The 16507-nt window shown below is 69.1% G+C and carries 18 protein-coding genes; 17 read left to right on the top strand and 1 reads right to left on the bottom strand.

What is annotated here, in order from left to right:
* The first annotated feature begins 12 nt into the window (after positions 1-12).
* The 8 genes from ftsA (at position 13) to E4M01_RS13070 (ending at position 10094) form a co-directional block, all read left to right on the top strand.
* On the top strand, positions 13-1338 hold the full coding sequence (ftsA, locus tag E4M01_RS13105) for a cell division protein FtsA (RefSeq protein ID WP_245158304.1): 1326 nt from the start codon (positions 13-15) through the stop codon (positions 1336-1338).
* A 161-nt stretch (positions 1339-1499) separates the two neighbouring features.
* Positions 1500-2549: an MBL fold metallo-hydrolase gene (locus E4M01_RS13100; RefSeq protein ID WP_245158303.1), complete on the top strand. Its 1050-nt coding sequence runs from the start codon at positions 1500-1502 to the stop codon at positions 2547-2549.
* Between the two features lie 10 nt (positions 2550-2559).
* Positions 2560-3336, top strand: a complete 777-nt coding sequence (locus tag E4M01_RS13095) for an enoyl-CoA hydratase (protein ID WP_135065254.1) — start codon at positions 2560-2562, stop codon at positions 3334-3336.
* Between the two features lie 34 nt (positions 3337-3370).
* A complete protein-coding gene (locus E4M01_RS13090; RefSeq protein WP_135065251.1) occupies positions 3371-3856 on the top strand; it encodes a GNAT family N-acetyltransferase in 486 nt (161 codons plus the stop codon).
* A gap of 296 nt (positions 3857-4152) precedes the next feature.
* Complete coding sequence (locus tag E4M01_RS13085; RefSeq protein ID WP_135065248.1) at positions 4153-7332, top strand: autotransporter domain-containing protein; 3180 nt, start codon at positions 4153-4155, stop codon at positions 7330-7332.
* Between the two features lie 346 nt (positions 7333-7678).
* A complete protein-coding gene (locus tag E4M01_RS13080) occupies positions 7679-8233 on the top strand; it encodes a DUF1285 domain-containing protein (protein WP_135065245.1) in 555 nt (184 codons plus the stop codon).
* Complete coding sequence (locus E4M01_RS13075) at positions 8230-8892, top strand: CoA pyrophosphatase (RefSeq protein ID WP_135065242.1); 663 nt, start codon at positions 8230-8232, stop codon at positions 8890-8892. The genes E4M01_RS13080 and E4M01_RS13075 overlap by 4 nt, the downstream gene beginning before the upstream one ends.
* The gene (locus tag E4M01_RS13070) at positions 8889-10094 is read left to right on the top strand and encodes a CCA tRNA nucleotidyltransferase (RefSeq protein ID WP_135065239.1); all 1206 of its coding nucleotides are present in this window, start codon (positions 8889-8891) and stop codon (positions 10092-10094) included. Before E4M01_RS13075 ends, E4M01_RS13070 begins: the two co-directional genes overlap by 4 nt.
* Here E4M01_RS13070 and E4M01_RS13065 read toward each other — a convergent pair.
* The gene (locus E4M01_RS13065) at positions 10063-11007 is read right to left on the bottom strand and encodes an endonuclease/exonuclease/phosphatase family protein (protein WP_135065236.1); all 945 of its coding nucleotides are present in this window, start codon (positions 11005-11007) and stop codon (positions 10063-10065) included. The two genes, E4M01_RS13070 and E4M01_RS13065, sit on opposite strands and share 32 nt — an antisense overlap.
* 130 nt (positions 11008-11137) lie before the next feature.
* On the opposite strand from E4M01_RS13065, the gene E4M01_RS13060 reads away from it, so the two are divergent.
* The 9 genes from E4M01_RS13060 to E4M01_RS13025 all read left to right on the top strand — a co-directional run bounded on the left by E4M01_RS13060 (position 11138) and on the right by E4M01_RS13025 (position 16481).
* Complete coding sequence (locus tag E4M01_RS13060; protein WP_135065233.1) at positions 11138-11695, top strand: sigma-70 family RNA polymerase sigma factor; 558 nt, start codon at positions 11138-11140, stop codon at positions 11693-11695.
* Complete coding sequence (locus E4M01_RS13055) at positions 11692-12402, top strand: anti-sigma factor domain-containing protein (RefSeq protein ID WP_135065230.1); 711 nt, start codon at positions 11692-11694, stop codon at positions 12400-12402. Before E4M01_RS13060 ends, E4M01_RS13055 begins: the two co-directional genes overlap by 4 nt.
* Positions 12403-12680: 278 nt before the next feature.
* Entirely contained in the window at positions 12681-14147 is a 1467-nt protein-coding gene (locus tag E4M01_RS14655) for a DUF2793 domain-containing protein (protein WP_135065227.1), read from the top strand.
* The gene (locus E4M01_RS14375; protein ID WP_167765416.1) at positions 14144-14299 is read left to right on the top strand and encodes a hypothetical protein; all 156 of its coding nucleotides are present in this window, start codon (positions 14144-14146) and stop codon (positions 14297-14299) included. The genes E4M01_RS14655 and E4M01_RS14375 overlap by 4 nt, the downstream gene beginning before the upstream one ends.
* Entirely contained in the window at positions 14299-14562 is a 264-nt protein-coding gene (locus E4M01_RS13045; protein ID WP_135065224.1) for a hypothetical protein, read from the top strand. Before E4M01_RS14375 ends, E4M01_RS13045 begins: the two co-directional genes overlap by 1 nt.
* A complete protein-coding gene (locus E4M01_RS13040; RefSeq protein ID WP_135065221.1) occupies positions 14562-14945 on the top strand; it encodes a M15 family metallopeptidase in 384 nt (127 codons plus the stop codon). Before E4M01_RS13045 ends, E4M01_RS13040 begins: the two co-directional genes overlap by 1 nt.
* Complete coding sequence (locus E4M01_RS13035) at positions 14942-15343, top strand: hypothetical protein (RefSeq protein ID WP_135065218.1); 402 nt, start codon at positions 14942-14944, stop codon at positions 15341-15343. The genes E4M01_RS13040 and E4M01_RS13035 overlap by 4 nt, the downstream gene beginning before the upstream one ends.
* Positions 15306-15539: a hypothetical protein gene (locus E4M01_RS13030; RefSeq protein WP_209316128.1), complete on the top strand. Its 234-nt coding sequence runs from the start codon at positions 15306-15308 to the stop codon at positions 15537-15539. The genes E4M01_RS13035 and E4M01_RS13030 overlap by 38 nt, the downstream gene beginning before the upstream one ends.
* A 228-nt stretch (positions 15540-15767) precedes the next feature.
* Positions 15768-16481, top strand: coding sequence for a flagellin (locus E4M01_RS13025; protein WP_135280332.1), 714 nt, complete (start codon positions 15768-15770; stop codon positions 16479-16481).
* Positions 16482-16507 lie beyond the last annotated feature (26 nt).

Below are 16507 nucleotides of genomic sequence, written 5' to 3'. Positions count from 1 at the left end.
GATTGTGGCGTAATGGCCGTGCGGGATCGCGAAATGGGACAGGACGGGCTGAAGGCCCAGACGCGCGCGCCGGTGGTGGCCGCCCTGGACCTGGGCCAGTCCAAGGTCGCCTGCTTCATCATGAAGCCTGACGGCGTGCGTCACGCCGACCGCACCATTCGCGTGGCCGGCGCCAGCCACATTCAGTCCAAGGGGGTGAAGGGCGGCGCCATCATCAACATGGACGAAACCGCCCAGGCCATCGGCCAGGCCGTCGAACGCGCCGAGCGCGCGGCCGGCGCGCCGGTGTCGGGCGTGGTCGTCTCCACAGCCATCGGCCAGATGGCCAGCCACCGCGTGCGGGCCAAGGTGTCCCTGGGCGCCAATCCGATCGGCGACGCCGACCTGGCGCGCGCCATCGCCATGGCGCTGGACCAGATCCGCCTGCCGAACCGTCGCCCGATCCACGTCCTGCCCGTCGCCTGGTCGGTGGACGGCGCGCGCGGCGTGCGCGATCCGCGCGCCATGCGCGGCGGCTCGCTGGGCCTGGACCTTCTGGTCGTCTCCATGGCCGAGGGCGCCTTCAACGCGCTGGGCCATTGTCTGGAGCTGGCGCACCTGGACCTTCAGGGCGTCGTCGCCGCCCCCGTCGTCTCCTCGCTCGCCGCGCTGGAGGAGGACGAAATGGACCTGGGCTGCGTCTGCATCGACATGGGCGGCGGATCGACCTCGGCGGCCGTCTGGGGCGGGCGCTCTCTGCTGCACGTCGAGTCCGTCAACGTCGGCGGCGACCACGTCACGGCCGATATCGCGCGCGGCCTGTCGACCTCGCGCGCCGGGGCCGAGCGGCTGAAGACCCTGCACGGCTCGGCCATGGCCAGCGCCAACGAAGACCGCGAAATGCTCGAGGCCCCGCCGCGCGGCGAGGACCTGGAATCCGGGCCCGTCATCGTGCCGCGCGCCATGCTCAAGACCGTTATCGCCCCGCGTGTCGAAGAGACGCTGGAGCTGCTGCGCGACCGTCTGCGCGCCTCGGGCCACGGCCTGGAGCCGGGCGCGGGTCTGGTCCTGACCGGCGGCGCCAGCCAGCTGAACGGCGTGCGAGAGCTAGCCGTGCGCGTGTTCGACTGTCCCGTCCGCCTGGGCCGGCCGCAGCGCGCGCCGCACATGGCCGACGCTGCCTCGGGCCCGGCCTTCTGCTCGGCCGCCGGCGTGCTGCTGCGCGCGGCTTACGGCCCGCGTGAAGCGGTTTCGGCCCGCAAGCTGATGTCGCGTCAGATCACGGCCGCCGACGCCCCGCGCATCCACCGCGGCGGCCCGGTGGCCCGCATCGCCGGCTGGCTGCGCGAGAACCTGTAGTCGCCGCACCGCCGTCATGCTCGGACTTGATCCGAGCATCCAGCCACTCTGACCTGCTCGCCTGCAGGGCTGGATCGTCGGATCAAGTCCGACGATGACGGCAAGGAAGCTGGACGCCTCTGGCATCCTCTTCTAAACCTGCGTTTCGATTGGAGACGCACTTGGCCGACGACGCGCCCGTTCTCTCGCGGGGATTGACCTATCCGCTCGGTGATCCGCCCGGTCCCGGCCTGGCGGTCGAAGCCGCGCCCGGCGTGCTGTGGCTGCGCCTGCCGCTCCCCTTCGCGCTAGAGCACGTCAACGCCTATGCGATCAGGGACGGCGACGGCTGGGCGGTGGTCGACACCGGCCTATCCACCTCCCTGACGCGCCAGCTGTGGGAGGCGGCCCTGGCAGGACCCCTCGGCGGCCTGCCGGTCACTCAGCTGATCTGCACACACATGCACCCTGACCACATCGGTCTGGCCGGATGGCTGTGCGAGCGGTTCGAAGCGCCGCTCCTGATGTCGCGGCTGGAATACGTCACGGCCCGGATGCTGCTGGCCGACACGGGAACCTCCGCGCCCGAGGCCCACGCCGCCTTCTTCACCGCCGCCGGCTGGACCACGGCCCAGATCCAGGCGTGGCGCGACGAGTACGGAACGTTCGGCCGGCGGGTCGAGCCCCTGCCGCGCACCTTCCAGCGGCTGTCGGACGGGGATGTGATCTCGATCGGCGGCGAGGACTGGACGATCACCGTCGGATCCGGCCACAGCCCCGAGCACGTCTGCCTGTGGCGGCGCTCGGACGATGTCATCCTGTCGGGCGACCAGGTCCTGCCGCGCATTTCGTCGAACGTATCCTTGTATCCGACCGAACCCCTGGCCGACCCGCTGGGCGACTGGCTGGCCTCGCTGGACAAGCTTGAGGCGCTTTGGCCCGAGGACGCCTTCATCCTGCCCGCCCATGGCGAGCCGTTCCGTGGACTGCACCCTCGGCTCAAGGCTCTGAAGCGCGGCCACGCGGTGTCGCTGGAGCGGCTGACGCGCGCCCTGGCCGAGCCCAGGCGCGTCGTGGACCTGTTCGTCGCCGTCTTCGGCCGTTCCATCGACGACGGCTTGCTGGGCATGGCCACGGGCGAGTGTCTGGCGCATCTGATCTATCTGGAACGTCGCGGCGTCGTCACCCGCGACCGCGCCGCCGCCGGCGTCGACTGGTGGCGGGCCCTCTGAGGAAGAGACAATGAGCGAGATCGAAACCCAGCTGACCGACGGCGTCCTGACCGTCACCCTGAACCGGCCCGACAAGAAGAACGCCATCACCCAGGCCATGTACGAGGCGTTGGCGGAGGCGACCGAGCGCGCTCGCACCGATCCAGCCGTTCGCGTTCTGCTGTTCAAGGGGCAGGGCGACAGCTTTTCGGCGGGCAACGACATCGGCGACTTCATCACCCAGGGCAGCGCCGCGCCGGACGCCAAGGCGTTGGATATGCCGGTCTTCCGCTTCCTCAAGGCCCTGGCCGACTGCGACCGGCCGGTGGTGGCCGCCGTGCAGGGGCGGGCGGTGGGCATCGGCCTGACCCTGCTGCTGCACTGCGATCTGGTGGTCGCAGCCCAAGACGCCCTGCTGTCGGCGCCCTTTGTCAATCTGGCCCTGGCGCCCGAGGCGGCCTCCAGCCTGCTGCTGCCCGCCGTGCTGGGCCATCAGCGGGCGTTCGAGCTGTTCGCTCTGGGCCAGCCCATCGACGGGCGCACGGCCCTGGCCTGGGGTCTGGTCAACCGCGCCGTTCCCGCCGCCGAGGTCGAGACGACGGCGGTCGATCTGGCCCGCCAGCTGGCCGGCCGCGCGCCCAACTCGCTGCGCAAGACCAAGGCTCTTATGCGCGACGCCGAACGCCTGTGGGCCATCATGCAGAGCGAGGGCCACGCCTTCGGTTCGCAGATGCGCAGCCCTGAGGCGATGGAGGCCTTCATGGCCTTCACCCAGAAGCGCGCGCCGGACTTTTCTAAAATCGATTGATAAGCGGCGCGGCAGGCCCTAACGGCGCGCGGCCATGTCCGTTTCCGCCGCGCCCGCCGCACTTCTCATAGACGCCGAGACTCCGTTCGACGCCGCCGCGGTCGAGCGCGTGACCCTGGCCGCCTTCGGTCCCGGCCGCTTCGCCAAGACCGCCGAGCGCCTGCGCGAGCGCGCACCCTTGGCGGCCGGCTTCGTGGCGCGCGAGGACGGCCGCGTAATCGGTTCTGTGCGGCTGTGGTCGATCACGGTCGGCGGCGTCCCGGCCCTGTTCCTCGGACCTATCGCGGTGGAGGCGTCCAGCCGCCGTGCGGGCACGGGCGCGGCGCTCGTCCAGGCGTGCATCGACCGCGCCCGCACCCTGCCGGATTTGGCGGGCGTCCTGCTGATCGGCGATCCGCCCTATTTCGTCCGTTTCGGCTTCCAGCCCGCCCCTGACGTGCGCCTGCCAGGGCCTGCGGATCCGCGCCGCATCATGTGGCTGCCCCTCCGGGCGGCGCATGTTCAAGGGCTCGCGATCTGATCTGAGAATCGGAGACGATTTCTCCTCTCGCGCGACAAGCCATGGCCAGCCCCTCTCGTTCTGCGTGCGTTAACGCGGGTTGACACCTTCGGCCATTGTGTCTCCTCTGTGACGAACAAGCGGCGGAAAACCGCCGGGGGAACCAATTCACGTCGTTACGTGGCTCAATCGGGAGAGTGTTAGTGCGCGCCAGTTCCAAGCGTCTGTTGCTTGCCGCTGTGGCAAGTTCTTTGTTTGTCTCAGCCGGCGGAGCCCTGGCGCAATCGAATCCCACGCCGCCGCCTGGCGGCTTCTACATGGCGAATGGAAGCCGTACGGCGGACTATGCCGCAGCCCTGGAGTCCTGGCGCACCGATGCCCAATTCGCGGTCGACTATTCCAAGCGCTTCCTGGGTCTTGAGCACGCCTACGCGCGCGGCCTGACCGGCGCCGGCCTCACCATCGGCATCAACGACGCGGGCGTCTACGCCGCTCACCCGCTTCTGCAGGGCGCGGGCAAGCTGACCGGGCTGCGGACAGCGGTGCCTGCCGAATATGGCAATGACGGCCTGATCAATCCGCGCCGCCGATATGAGGGCCACGGAACGCATGTCGCCGGCACGGCTGCGGGCGCGCGCGTCGCGGGGCAGCTCATGTTCGGCAACGCCTTCGGCGCCAACATCTATTCGGCCACCACCAACTTCGCCGCCGGCGACTTCCTTTGGTTCAAGGACGCCTTCATCGACGGTCGTACGGTCGCCACGGCGCAGCAGAACATTGTCGATCTGGCCAACACCGGATCGGTGCGGATCATCAACAACAGCTGGGGTTCCGCCAACAGCATTCCGTTCAACGCCTCCATGGCGACCGTGAGGGCGCAACTGGGCCGCAACTACGGAGACTTCTACGACCCGATTCTCGAGAACGACGTTCTGGTCGTCTTCTCCGCGGGCAATGGAGGCGGCGTCCACGCGGGGGTGGATGCGGCCGCACCGCTTTCGGACCCGCGTCTGCGGTCCAACTGGCTGTCGGTCGCCAACTACACCACCGCCGGCACGCCCAGCCCGTCCACCAGCTTCTGCGGCCAGACCGCGACCTGGTGTGTGGCAGGGCCGGGGCACCAGGTGATTTCGGGGGTGCCGACCTTCACTTGGGATCGCAACGCCATCAATGCGCTGTTCCCGTCGTCGCGCTATCCGACGCTGTACAGCCCGACCACGGTGGCGGCGCTCCAGACGGCGGCGAACAACCTCTTCATCAACGTCCTGAACAGCTATCTCAACGCCAAGCGCAACGCCGAGCTAGCCGGTCTCCCGTTTGACGAGGCGGCGGCGCGAGCGAACGTGGCGCGAGAAGCCGTGGCGATTTCGGTGGTCGTCGGCATTCGTCTCAACGATCCGGACGGCCACACCTCCACGCTGGCCAACCTGCTGACGTCGACCAACAACATGGCCATCCTGACGCCGGCCTTCTCGCGTGACGTCCTGATGCAGGCCAGCGCGGAGATGGACCGTCTCCTGACGCAGTCCATGACTTACACCGGCGCGGGCTATGCAGCTTACACCGGCACCTCGATGGCCGCACCCAACGTGTCGGGCTTCGCAGCCTTGCTGATGGAGATGTTCCCTGAGTACAGCACCGGTCTGATCGCCGACATCCTGTTGTCCAGCTCGGTCGACCTGGATACGCCTGGCGTCGATCTGCGATCGGGTTGGGGTGCGCCGCAGATGCAGGTGGCGCTCAACGGTCCCACGGCGCTGCGCGACATCCGCGACGTGACGGTGAATGTCGGCACGGTCGATGTCTGGAGCAACAACATCTCCGACGCCCGCGATCGCTACTCGGCCGAGGTTCTCGCCAACTTCCCGAATGACATCGGCGGCATCGTCAAGAAGGGCGGCGGCGAGCTGGTGCTGACGGGCGTCAACAACTACACGGGCGCGACCAATGTCGAAGGCGGGCTGCTGACCGTCAACGGCAGGCTGACGGCGTCGGACGCGACGGTTTCGGGCGTGGGCATCATCGGCGGGCTCGGTCAGGTTCTGAACCTGACCGCTGCTTCCGGCGGGATCGTGGCGCCGGGCGCTGCGGCTAATCCTTTCGGGACCCTGACCGTCACCGGCGACGCCGTATTCGAGGCGGGCTCGTTCCTGTGGGTCCGTTCCAGCGTCAACGGGACGGCTCACTCGCGGCTGGCTGTGCAAGGCGCCACGACGCTCGAGGGCGGACAGGTCATCCTTAAGGCGGACCAGGGCAACTGGAACCTGCGCACGCGCATGAACATCCTGTCTTCGGCGGGCGGCGTGACCGGAACCTTCGCCGGAGCCTTGAGCGATCTGGCCTTCCTGCGGCCGACCTTGAGCTATCTCCAGAACGGCGTGGTTCTGACGCTGACCCGCAACGACGTGACTATCGCGTCGGTCGGCGCCAATCCCAATCAGCGGTCTGCGGGTCAGGCGCTCGACGTCATGACCAACCGCACCAATCCGAACTCGCCCACCTTGGCGCTGGAGAACGCCATCCTGGACGGCAGCGCCGAGAATGTCCGCGCCGCGCTGACCACGCTGACGGGCGAGGTGCACGCGACGCTGGGCGGCGTCGCCACGGGGGAGACGCGCTTCATCCGGGACGCCATGCTCCTGCGCGGACGCGGCGGCGGCGCCAGCCGCACTGACGCCTCGGGCACAACGGTCTGGGCGACCGGCGTGTTTGGCAACGGTCGGTTCGAGGGCCACGACTGGATTTCCGACTTCCGTAGTGAAAGCTCCGGCTACCTCGGCGGGGTCGAGCGGGCGTTCAGCGGCGGTCATGTCGGCCTGGCGGTCGGCGAGAGCCGCTCGGAAATCCGGTCGCCGGCGGTGCGGTCCGATGGGGATGTCCGCAGCTTCCACCTCGGAGCCTACGGCGCTTACGGCCTGGGTCCGGTCGACCTGCGTGCAGGGGCGTCCTGGATGGACTCCGACGTGCGCACCAACCGCCAGGCGGCCGTCAATCAGTTCAACAATCAACTGAGCGGACGCTACGACGGCGAGGCCTGGCAGGCCTATGGCGAGGTGGCCTGGAAGGTTCAGTTGGACAACACCCTGCTGGAGCCCTACGCCAACTATTCGCGCATCCGCTATAAGGCCGACGTGATCGAGACGGGGGGGCAGGCCGCCCTGTCGGGCGAGGTCAAGCACACCTCCGACCTGGTGACAGCCGGCGTCCGGACCGAAACCCGTCTCACCAGCGGACCTGGGCCCGAAGTCAGCGCCTTCACCAACTTGGCTTGGGCGCAGGACTTGAAGGACGATGGTCCGACCTTCGCCGCCGCCTTCGCCGGCGGGCCCGTCTTCGGCGTTCAGGGCGCGCAAGTCGGAACCGAGGCCCTGCTGACCGACCTGGGCGTCAACATCCAGGCCACGCCGGCCACCAGCATCGCCTTCGGCTATGCGGGCGTGCATCAGGACGACTATCGCGACAACCGCGTCTTCGGCCGCATCAGCGTCAAGTTCTGATACGGGCGGCGCCGCCCCCGATCCCAGGATCGGGGGCGATCGTCCGTCGCGGGTCTGCCCCGGTCGCCCACTATCGTTCGGTCAAGGCGAAGGGTGCCCCCGCGAACGTCGAGCGTCAGTTCGACAGGCTTACACCTCTGAGTTCGCGAAGTTTTCCTGAATCTTCGGTCTCTGAACCCGTCACGCCAACGGGCTGGTGTAGAAACAATAGGGCCCGCGCCACTGACAGGGGACGCCTCCGTTTCACACCATTCACACCATTCACACCCTCTTTTTTCCGCTCAGATCTGCGGCCCTGACGACGCCCGCCATTGGCGGGGACGGCGGCGCGGCTTAAGTCTGGCGCATGACGGGATCCGACCTCGCGGGACTGACAGGCGCAGCTGAGGCGGCCCGGCGGGCGCCCGAGCGCGGACTGCCGCCCGTGCACCTGTGGAACCCCGCCCACTGCGGCCAGATTGACATCCTGATCCGCGCGGACGGCGTGTGGATGCACGAGGGCTCGCCCATCGGCCGACCCGAACTGGTGCGGCTGTTCTCGACCATCCTGCGCCAGGATTCGGACGGTCTGCATCTTGTCACACCGGTGGAGAAGCTGCGCATCAGGGCCGAGGACCTCCCCTTCCGCGCCGTCGCCGTCCGAAGAGACGGGGACGACCTGGTCTTCTCCACCGATGTCGGCGACGAGGTCAGGGCGGGCGCCGATCATCCGCTCGTGGTTGAAACCCAGGACGATGAGCCGCGTCCGCGCATCCGCGTGCGCGGCGATCTCTGGGCTCGCGTCGCCCGTCCGGTCTTCTATGAACTGGTTGAGATGGCCGAAATCCAGGATCAGCGGCTGTGCGTGCGCTCAGGCGGCCGGATATTCGCGCTCGGGCCGCCCGGGGCAGGCGTCGAATGAGCCTCGTCAGCCTGAAATCGCGTCTGCTCGAACGGCTGCGGCCGGTCGATGACTGGGCGCCGGACGCGGGCCCGGTCTTCTCGGATTTCGACCTGAACCCCGACGCGGCGCGCACCGCGCGAGCGCTGAAGCCCGCCGCAGTCCTCGCGCCCATCATCGCGCGACCCGGCGGGGCCGCTGTCATCCTCACGCGCCGCAGCGACGCCCTCGCCAGCCACGGCGGCCAGATCGCCCTGCCCGGAGGCCGGCTGGATCCCGGCGAAACGGCGGTCCAGGCCGCGCTGCGCGAGGCGCACGAAGAAGTGGCCCTCGATCCTGCGGCTGTTCAGGTCTTGGGTCTGGGCGATCCCTACGAGACCGGCACGGGCTTTCTGATCACGCCGGTGGTCGGCTGGTTGGAGGCGTCCCCTATCCTCAAGCCCGCGCCGAATGAGGTGGCCGAGGTGTTCGAGGCGCCCTGGGACTTTCTGATGGACCCGGCCAACCACCGCCGCGACTTCTACGATCCTGAGGGGGGACCTCGCCGCTGGTTCTGGTCCATGCCGTGGAACGAGCGGTACATCTGGGGCGTAACCGCCGGCGTGCTGAAGCGTCTGCGCGACCGCTTGTATGGTGACGAGGCTGCGCCTGCGCGGGCCGTCGATGAGGACGCGGCATGAGGCCCGATCTGTCCCAGGCTGAATGGCTGACGTCAGCGCCTAGCCGGGCCGTCATGGCGGCGCTTCAGACTGCAGGCGGCGCCGATTGCGCCCGGTTCGTGGGGGGATGCGTACGCAACGCCTTGCTGGACCAGCCGGTCGACGACATCGACATCGCCACCCGCCTGACGCCCGACCGGACTCTGGCGGCGCTCCAGGCCGCAGGGCTGAAGGCGATCCCGACGGGGATCGACCACGGCACGGTCACCGCCGTCGCGGACGGGCGGCCGTACGAGATAACCACCCTGCGCCGCGACGTGGAGACGGACGGGCGCCGCGCAGTCGTGGCTTTCACGACGGACTGGGCGGAAGATGCGGCGCGCCGCGACTTCGGGGTAAATGCGCTGTACGCCGACGCCGCCGGCGGACTGCACGATCCGACGGGGCGCGGCCTGAGCGATCTGGCGGCGGGCCGAATCGCCTTTGTCGGCGACGCGCACATGCGGATTCGAGAGGATTATCTGCGCATACTGCGCTTCTTCCGCTTCCACGCCTGGTATGGCTCCGGCCCGCTGGACGCGGGGGGGCTGGCCGCCTGTCGGGACCTGGCCGGCGGCCTGTCTCGCCTGTCGGCGGAACGGGTGTCCAAGGAGTTGCTGAAGCTTCTCTCGGCCCCCGATCCCCGCCCCTCGGTGCGCGCGATGCGCGAAGCCGGGGTTCTGAGGGCGATATTGCCCGAGGCGGAGGATGCCGGCCTGTTTGAAGCCATGGTCGATCTGTCGGCCGACCCGCTGCTGCGCCTGTCGGCCATGCTGCCTGTCGATGCGGAGGGGGTGGATGGCGTCGCGCGCCGCTTGCGGCTGTCCAACGCCCAGCGTGGCCGCCTGGTCGCCATGACCGGCTCGATCGCTCCGGACATCTCCGAAAGGGCGGCGAGGGCGGCCCTCTATCGCCTAGGGCGCGAGGTGTTTTCGGACAGGCTGATGCGCGGCCGGGCCGAGCGGCCAGATGCGGACCCAGCAGCGATCGAGACCCTCGTCGATACCTGGACGCCGCCGCCGCTGCCCATCGGCGGCCGTGAGATCGCCGCCCTGGGCGTGGCGCCCGGCCCGCATACGGGTCAACTGCTGCGCGCCTTCGAAGAGGACTGGATCGCGGCGGACTTCCCGACCGAGGGGCACCAGGAAAGGCTCAGCCGCCTGCACGCAGCCTCAGTTCTGTGACCACGGGCCGGTGGTCCGAGCCGGTGGGCCGGCCAAGCCGCCGCTCGGTGACCACCAGCTCCGGGCTGCGATAGACCTGATCGATGTTGATGCGCAGCGGCCCCGGGGCCTTGGCCGGCCAGGTGCCCGGCCAGCCGGGCGCGGCGGTCAGACCCAACTCGTCGCGCATCTGCCGCCCGATGCGGGCGGTGGAGACGCTGTTGAAGTCGCCTGCGGCGATGATCGGGCCGTTCAGGGTGCGTCGATGCTCGCCCAGCTCCATGACCTGAATGATCTGGCCCCACTGAAACTGGAAGGGCCACGGCCGCGTCAGGTGCACCGCTATCACCTCCACCGGCCCGAAGGGGGCCTGAACGGTGGCGGACACCGTCTCGACTTCGTGCAGGGTCAGCGCGTGCGGTCGAAGCGGGAGACGCGAGGCGATGACGGAACGCACCGCTCCGCCTGCCCCGACACGGCGTCCGCTGACGGCCCGGTGCGGCCAACCCTCGAGCAAGGCGTCTATCTGTTCGCTTGGCGCGTCTCCCAGCTCGATCAGCACCAGGACGTCGGCGTCGGCGGCCTGCAGCGAGGCGCGCATGGCCGCGACATCGTCGTTTCGGCCATACAGGTTGGCGGTGTAGAGCCGCAGCGTCGGTCCTTCGGCCGGGCGGCGGTCCGGCGCCAATTGCGGCCAGACCGCAACCAGCAGAATGAGGCCTGCCAGGCTCGCAGCCGCGGCGGCGCTCCACAGCCTGAGTCCCAGGCACGCCAGGACCAGCAGCCCCGCGCCGGCCGCCGCTGGAGCGGTGAACTGGGCGAGGATGTCGATCCAGCGATGCCCGACGCCGCTCAGCCCCGCCAGTCCTATTGCGGCCAGGCCAGCCGAGGCGCCCCAAGCGAACAGCTGGGCAAGGCCGCGAAGGAGGGTCAATGCAGGCTCCGGATCGAATCTCGTCCTCGGCCTAGCCAACCGGGGAGAAGGTGTCGAGGCGACGCAGCGTCCGCTTGACCTTGAGGGTTCAGTGCCGCCAAGTCAGGCGGCACTGGAGAGCAACCGCCGAATGACGACCGCCCTGACGCGCGACCAACTGGCCGAAGCGCTCGGACGCGCCGGCGCCGGCGACCGGGGCGCCTTCAAGATCGTTTATGAGGCGACGTCGGCGAAGCTGATGGGTGTGTGCCTGCGTATCTTGGGTGACCGCCAGCTGGCCGAGGATGTTTTGCAGGACACCTATCTGATCGTGTGGAGGAAGGCGGAGGACTTCGACCCCGCCCGCGCCAGCCCCATAACCTGGCTGGCCACGATCGCGCGCAACCGCGCGATCGACCGCCTTCGCGCGGCCGGAAGCCGGATCGTCGTCGCCCCGGTGGAGGTGTTGGAAACGCGGCCCGACGAGGCGCCTTTGGCGTCGGACCTCGTCGAAACCGGTGAGGAGGTCGTCCGGCTGAACGCCTGCCTGGACGAATTGGAGGACCGCACGGCCCGAGCCATCCGCACCGCCTTCTTTGAAGGTGTGACCTATGATCAACTGGCCGAGCGAGAGGGGGCGCCGCTAGGCACGATGAAGAGCTGGATCCGGCGCGGCCTCCTGCGCCTGCGATTCTGTCTGGAGCGATGAACGTGCTGGACCCGGACGAGGATCGCGACCTGCTGGCGGGCGAACTGGCCCTGCGGCTGCTGTCGCCCGTCGAGGAGGCTGCCGCCCGCGCGCGGCAGGCCAGAGACCCGGCCTTCGCCGCCGAGGTCGACGCCTGGTCCGAAAGGCTCGGCCAGATGGTCGAATCCGCGCCGAGCGAAGAGCCGTCGCCGGCGCTTTGGGCGCGCCTCTCGGCCGTGATCGGTTCAGCCAACGACAACCTCGTCATCTTCTGGCGGCGCTGGGCCGTGGGCTCCAGCGCGCTGCTGGCGGCCAGCCTGGGCGCGCTGATCTTTCTCGCGGCGCGTCCCGATCAGACGCAAGTCGCGGCGTCCTCGCCGACGCCGCCGGCGGTGACGCGCGTGGCCACGCTGACGGTGGAGGGCGGCGGCATGGCCGCGACATTGATCTACGACCCGGTGACCGGGGGACTGTTCCTTCAGCCAGCCGCGCCGATGCCGCCAGGCCGCGTGCCGCATCTGTGGTTGGTGATGGACGATGGAGTGGTGCGGTTGGTCGGCCCGGTCGACGGGACGTCGCAATCGCGTCATCGACTGAGCGGAGGAATGGAGATCATGGCGGGTCGAGCCCAGGCCGTCGCGATATCGATGGAGGCGCCGGGCCACACGCCGCCCGTTGACAAGCCTGATGGCCCGGTCATCGCTTCCGGCGCGTTCCAACCGGTCTGACGCATCCAGGCGTCGGGCGGCGTCGTATATTCTTCAGACGGGATCGCGATGCGCCTGCCGCATCTGGTCCTGACAGCCCGATCCCGTCAGCGGGGAGGTCGCCCAGCCCTTCCAGTCGGCCTCCCCGCACTTTTGGTTGGATAGTCATCCGAGCCCAACACAGCACGTTCTGTTGCGCGAACGGATTGATAAGGCGGCAGGACTTGGATTTCTCATCCGTGCAGCGCGCCTAGGCTTCCTTTCGCCGCACAGTCGCTCCGTCATCAGACGGAGAAGACATGAGCGACCAATCGAGCGCACGCCTAGGACTGCCGTATCTGGCGGCCGGGCAGCTTCAAAAGCACGTCACCTTGAACGACAGTCTGACGCGGCTGGATGTTCTAGTGCAGACTTGCGTTCTCAGCCGCAGCCTTTCGGCGCCGCCGCCTGACGCCGCAGAGGGCGACCTTTTCATCCTGAATGGAGCCGGAACGGGCGCCTGGACGGGCCGACCTTCCGGCGCCCTCTTGCGCCGCGAACTGTCCGGCTGGACCTGGATCGAGCCGACGCTTGGCCAGGTGGCGCTGGTTGTCGACGAAACGGCGCTGGTCGTGAGGAGCGACGATGCGTGGGTGGAGATCGGCAGCACGCTGACCGCCTTGTCGGACCTCGACAGCTTTGGCCTCGGCACGTCGGCGGACGCGGACAATCCCTTCGCCGCGCGTCTGAACAAGGCTCTGTGGACGGCGCGACCTGACGAAGAGGGCGGCGACGGCGACCTTCGCTTCACCCTCAACAAGTCTGGGACGACGGATGTTCTTTCACTGCTGTTTCAGAGCGGATTTTCAGCCAGGGCCGAGATCGGCCTGATCGGCGACGACGCTCTGCGCCTCAAGGTGTGTCCCGACGGCGCCACGTGGCGCAACGTCTTCAGCGTGGACAGCGCCAGCGGCCGGATCAGCTTTGATGGCGGCGCGGTGCGCCAGGAAACCATTCTGTTCACCGCCGACGGCCAACTGATCGTTCCCGCCTGGGCTCGCTGGATCGACGTGGTCGTGGTGGGAGGCGGCGGCGGCGGCGCCGCCGGCCAGAGCGGCCCGGCGGGCACGAACCGCAGCGGCGGGGGTGGCGGGGGTGGCGGGGGCCGCATCAGCGCCCGTCTGCCAGCCGAGGTTCTGGGCGTCGGCGCGGTGCTCGACATCATCGTGGGCCCGGGTGGCGTAAGCGGAGAAGCGAGCGGCCAGTCCGGCGGGGCGGGCGGCCCGTCGAGCGTGGCCCAGAACGGCCAGAACCTCGTCCTATCGCCCGGCGGCGGAGGCGCATCCGGGGCGGGCTTCGGTCTGGGCGGCGCAGCCGGCGCGCACGGAGGCGGATCCTCGTCCACCGGCGTCGGCGCAAACGGATCGGCCGGCGAGGCGGCCGATCAACCTGGCGGCGGCGGGGGTGGCGGCGGTCTGGGCGCAGACAATATCGCTCGGGTCGGCGGCGTCGGCGGCGTCGGCGGACGCTGGAGCGCGCGAGGGGCGGGCGGACTGTCCGTGGCCGGTCAGCCGGCGGGCGAGGGCAGCCCGGCGCTGCTGCCGCCGTTGTCCGTGGGCGGCGGTGCGGGGGCGGGAGGCGCCTCCAATCCAGGAGGCGTCGGCTTCGCAGGCGGCGCCGGCGGGATCTACGGCGGCGCAGGCGGGGGCGGGGGCGCGGGGCTGACAGCCGGCGGGCCTGGAGGCCAGGGGGCCGCCGGCGCCGTGCGGGTCGCGGTGATCGGATGAGGCACCCGCTCGACACCGATCCCGACCTCCGCCTGCTCGAGCCGGACACCTGGGAGACGCCCGATCATCTGACTGATCAAGAGGGCTTCGACGCCCTCGGCCAGGATTGGCGCTGGAGCCAAGGCCTGATCGACGACCCGGAGGCGCAGTGATGACACACGCATCAACCCAGCCCCTGCCGGAGGGCCGCTGGCTTTGGCGACGCCTCTATGTATTCGCTTCGTCAGCGCTGCTGTGGGGCCTCTTGGCGTTCGCCGTCGCGCGCACCGCACCGGACCGCATGCCGGCGGTCGCCCACGGGTTGATGAGCCTGCTGGCGCTTGTGCTGGTGCTGTATCTGGTGGCTCCGAGCGCACAGCAGATCGTCTCGATCCTGGCCGACCTCAGGCTTCGGCTGTCGACGGGAGCTCGCTGATGAGCTTTCGCTTCTCCGCACGGTCGCGGCGCAATCTCGCAGGTCTGCACGCGGACCTGGTGGGCGTGGCTGAGGCGGCGCTGGCTCGCACCCCCATCGACTTCATGGTGACCGAGGGCCTGCGCAGCCGCGAACGGCAAGCCGCTCTGGTGCGCGCCGGGGCGAGCCGGACGCTCAATTCTCGTCATCTGACGGGACACGCCCTCGATGTCGCGGCCTGGGTCGACGGACAGGTGCGCTGGGATTGGCCGCTCTACCCGCCGATCGCGCAGGCCTTCAAGGCGGCGGCCGCCGAGCGCAACGTGTCGCTGATCTGGGGCGGCGACTGGCCGACCCTGCGCGACGGCCCGCATTTCGAGCTCGACCAAAGGCGCTATCCATGATCCGGCCGTCCCCATGGGTGACCTGGGCCTGGCTGCCCCTGGCCGGTCTGATCGTGCTGATCCTCCTGGGTGGCGCCGTCGGTCTGCGTTGGGATCCGCTGGGTCTCGGCGCACGCCGTCTCGCCCACGCTCAGGAGCGCGCCGCGCGCGCCGAGAGCGAGACGGCCGCGCGGCGCATGGAGACACAGGGCGCTCGCGAGGCCGCGCAGCGCCTCGACCTTCACCATCAACAAGGGCTGGCGATCGAACGGGCCACCGCCGCCGCCCGATCCCGCGCGGAGAACGCCCATGACGCCCACCAAAGCCTTGACCCTGATCGCGCTCGCCGGCTGGGCGAGCATGACCGCGAGCTGTGCAGCCTTGCGTCCCATCTCGTCGGCTGCGCCGCCGCGCCTTGACCTGCCTGAAGAGGCTCTCCGCTCCTGCGCTCTGGCGGTCCTGCGGTCTCAAGCCACATACGCAGACCTGGAGGCGGCCTATGCGGAGCGGGGTGGTCAGATCGTGCGCTGTGACGCGGCGCGGCGGCTGGCGCTCGACACACTTGAGGCCGAGCGGGCGCTGGTCGAGCGGTGGCTGAGGGCGCGGCGCTCCTGACCCGGCAAGTCTTGCCTGGCGCCCGGCAGGACTTGCCGGGAGGCCGGTTGATCCTGCCGGGTCAGGCGCATGCTTAACCAGAAGTACCCAAGGAAAAACAACGGCTGAGGATTTGGCGCCGCGATTTCCTCAGCGGCCCTGCTCTTGCTTCGAGCGCTGCGAGCAAAAGGCTCCCGACCGCCAAAACGGCGTCGGACATGTCGAAGACGAAAAAAAGGAGCTGCCAGAATGGCCAGCATCAACACCAACTACGGCGCCATGGTCGCCGCTCAGTCGCTCGCCGCCACCGGCCGCGAGCTGGCTAACGTTCAGAACCGTGTCACCACCGGCATGAAGGTTTCGTCCGCCAAGGACAACGGGGCCATCTGGGCCATCGCCACGACTCAGAAAGCCAACGCCAAGGCGCTGGACGCCACGATCAACAACCTGCAGCGCAGCCAGTCGATCAACGACGTCGGCCTGGCCGCCGGTGAGTCCATCATGGCCGCCCTGACCGAGATGAAGGCGCTGGCCGCCGCCATTGACGCCAACAGCGGCGACATCGGCGCCTACCAAGCCGATTACAACGCCCTCAAGGGTGAGATCGACGACATCATCGCGGACACCGAGTTCGATGGCGTGGACGCGCTGACCGGCCTGACCGTCACCCTGACCGAGGACGTCGCAACCGGTGACGCCGTGGCGGAAATCGACGCCGCCATCACGGCCGCGACGACCTTCCTGCAGGCTCAGGGCACGACCTCCAAGTCGCTGGAACGCCAGATCACCTTCAACACCAAGCTCCAGGACGCCCTGGAAGCTGGTGCGGGCAATCTGGTCGACGCCGACCTGGCCAAGGAAAGCGCTCGCCTGACCGCCCTGCAGACCAAGCAACAGCTGGGCGTGCAGGCGCTGGCGATCGCCAACTCGTCGAGCTCGATCCTGCTCGGCCTGTTCCGCTAAGCCGACCGCCGGGGGCGTCGAAAGCA

Source organism: Brevundimonas sp. MF30-B (assembly GCF_004683885.1).
Taxonomy (GTDB): Bacteria; Pseudomonadota; Alphaproteobacteria; order Caulobacterales; family Caulobacteraceae; genus Brevundimonas.
This window is presented reverse-complemented; position numbering and strand designations above follow the sequence as displayed.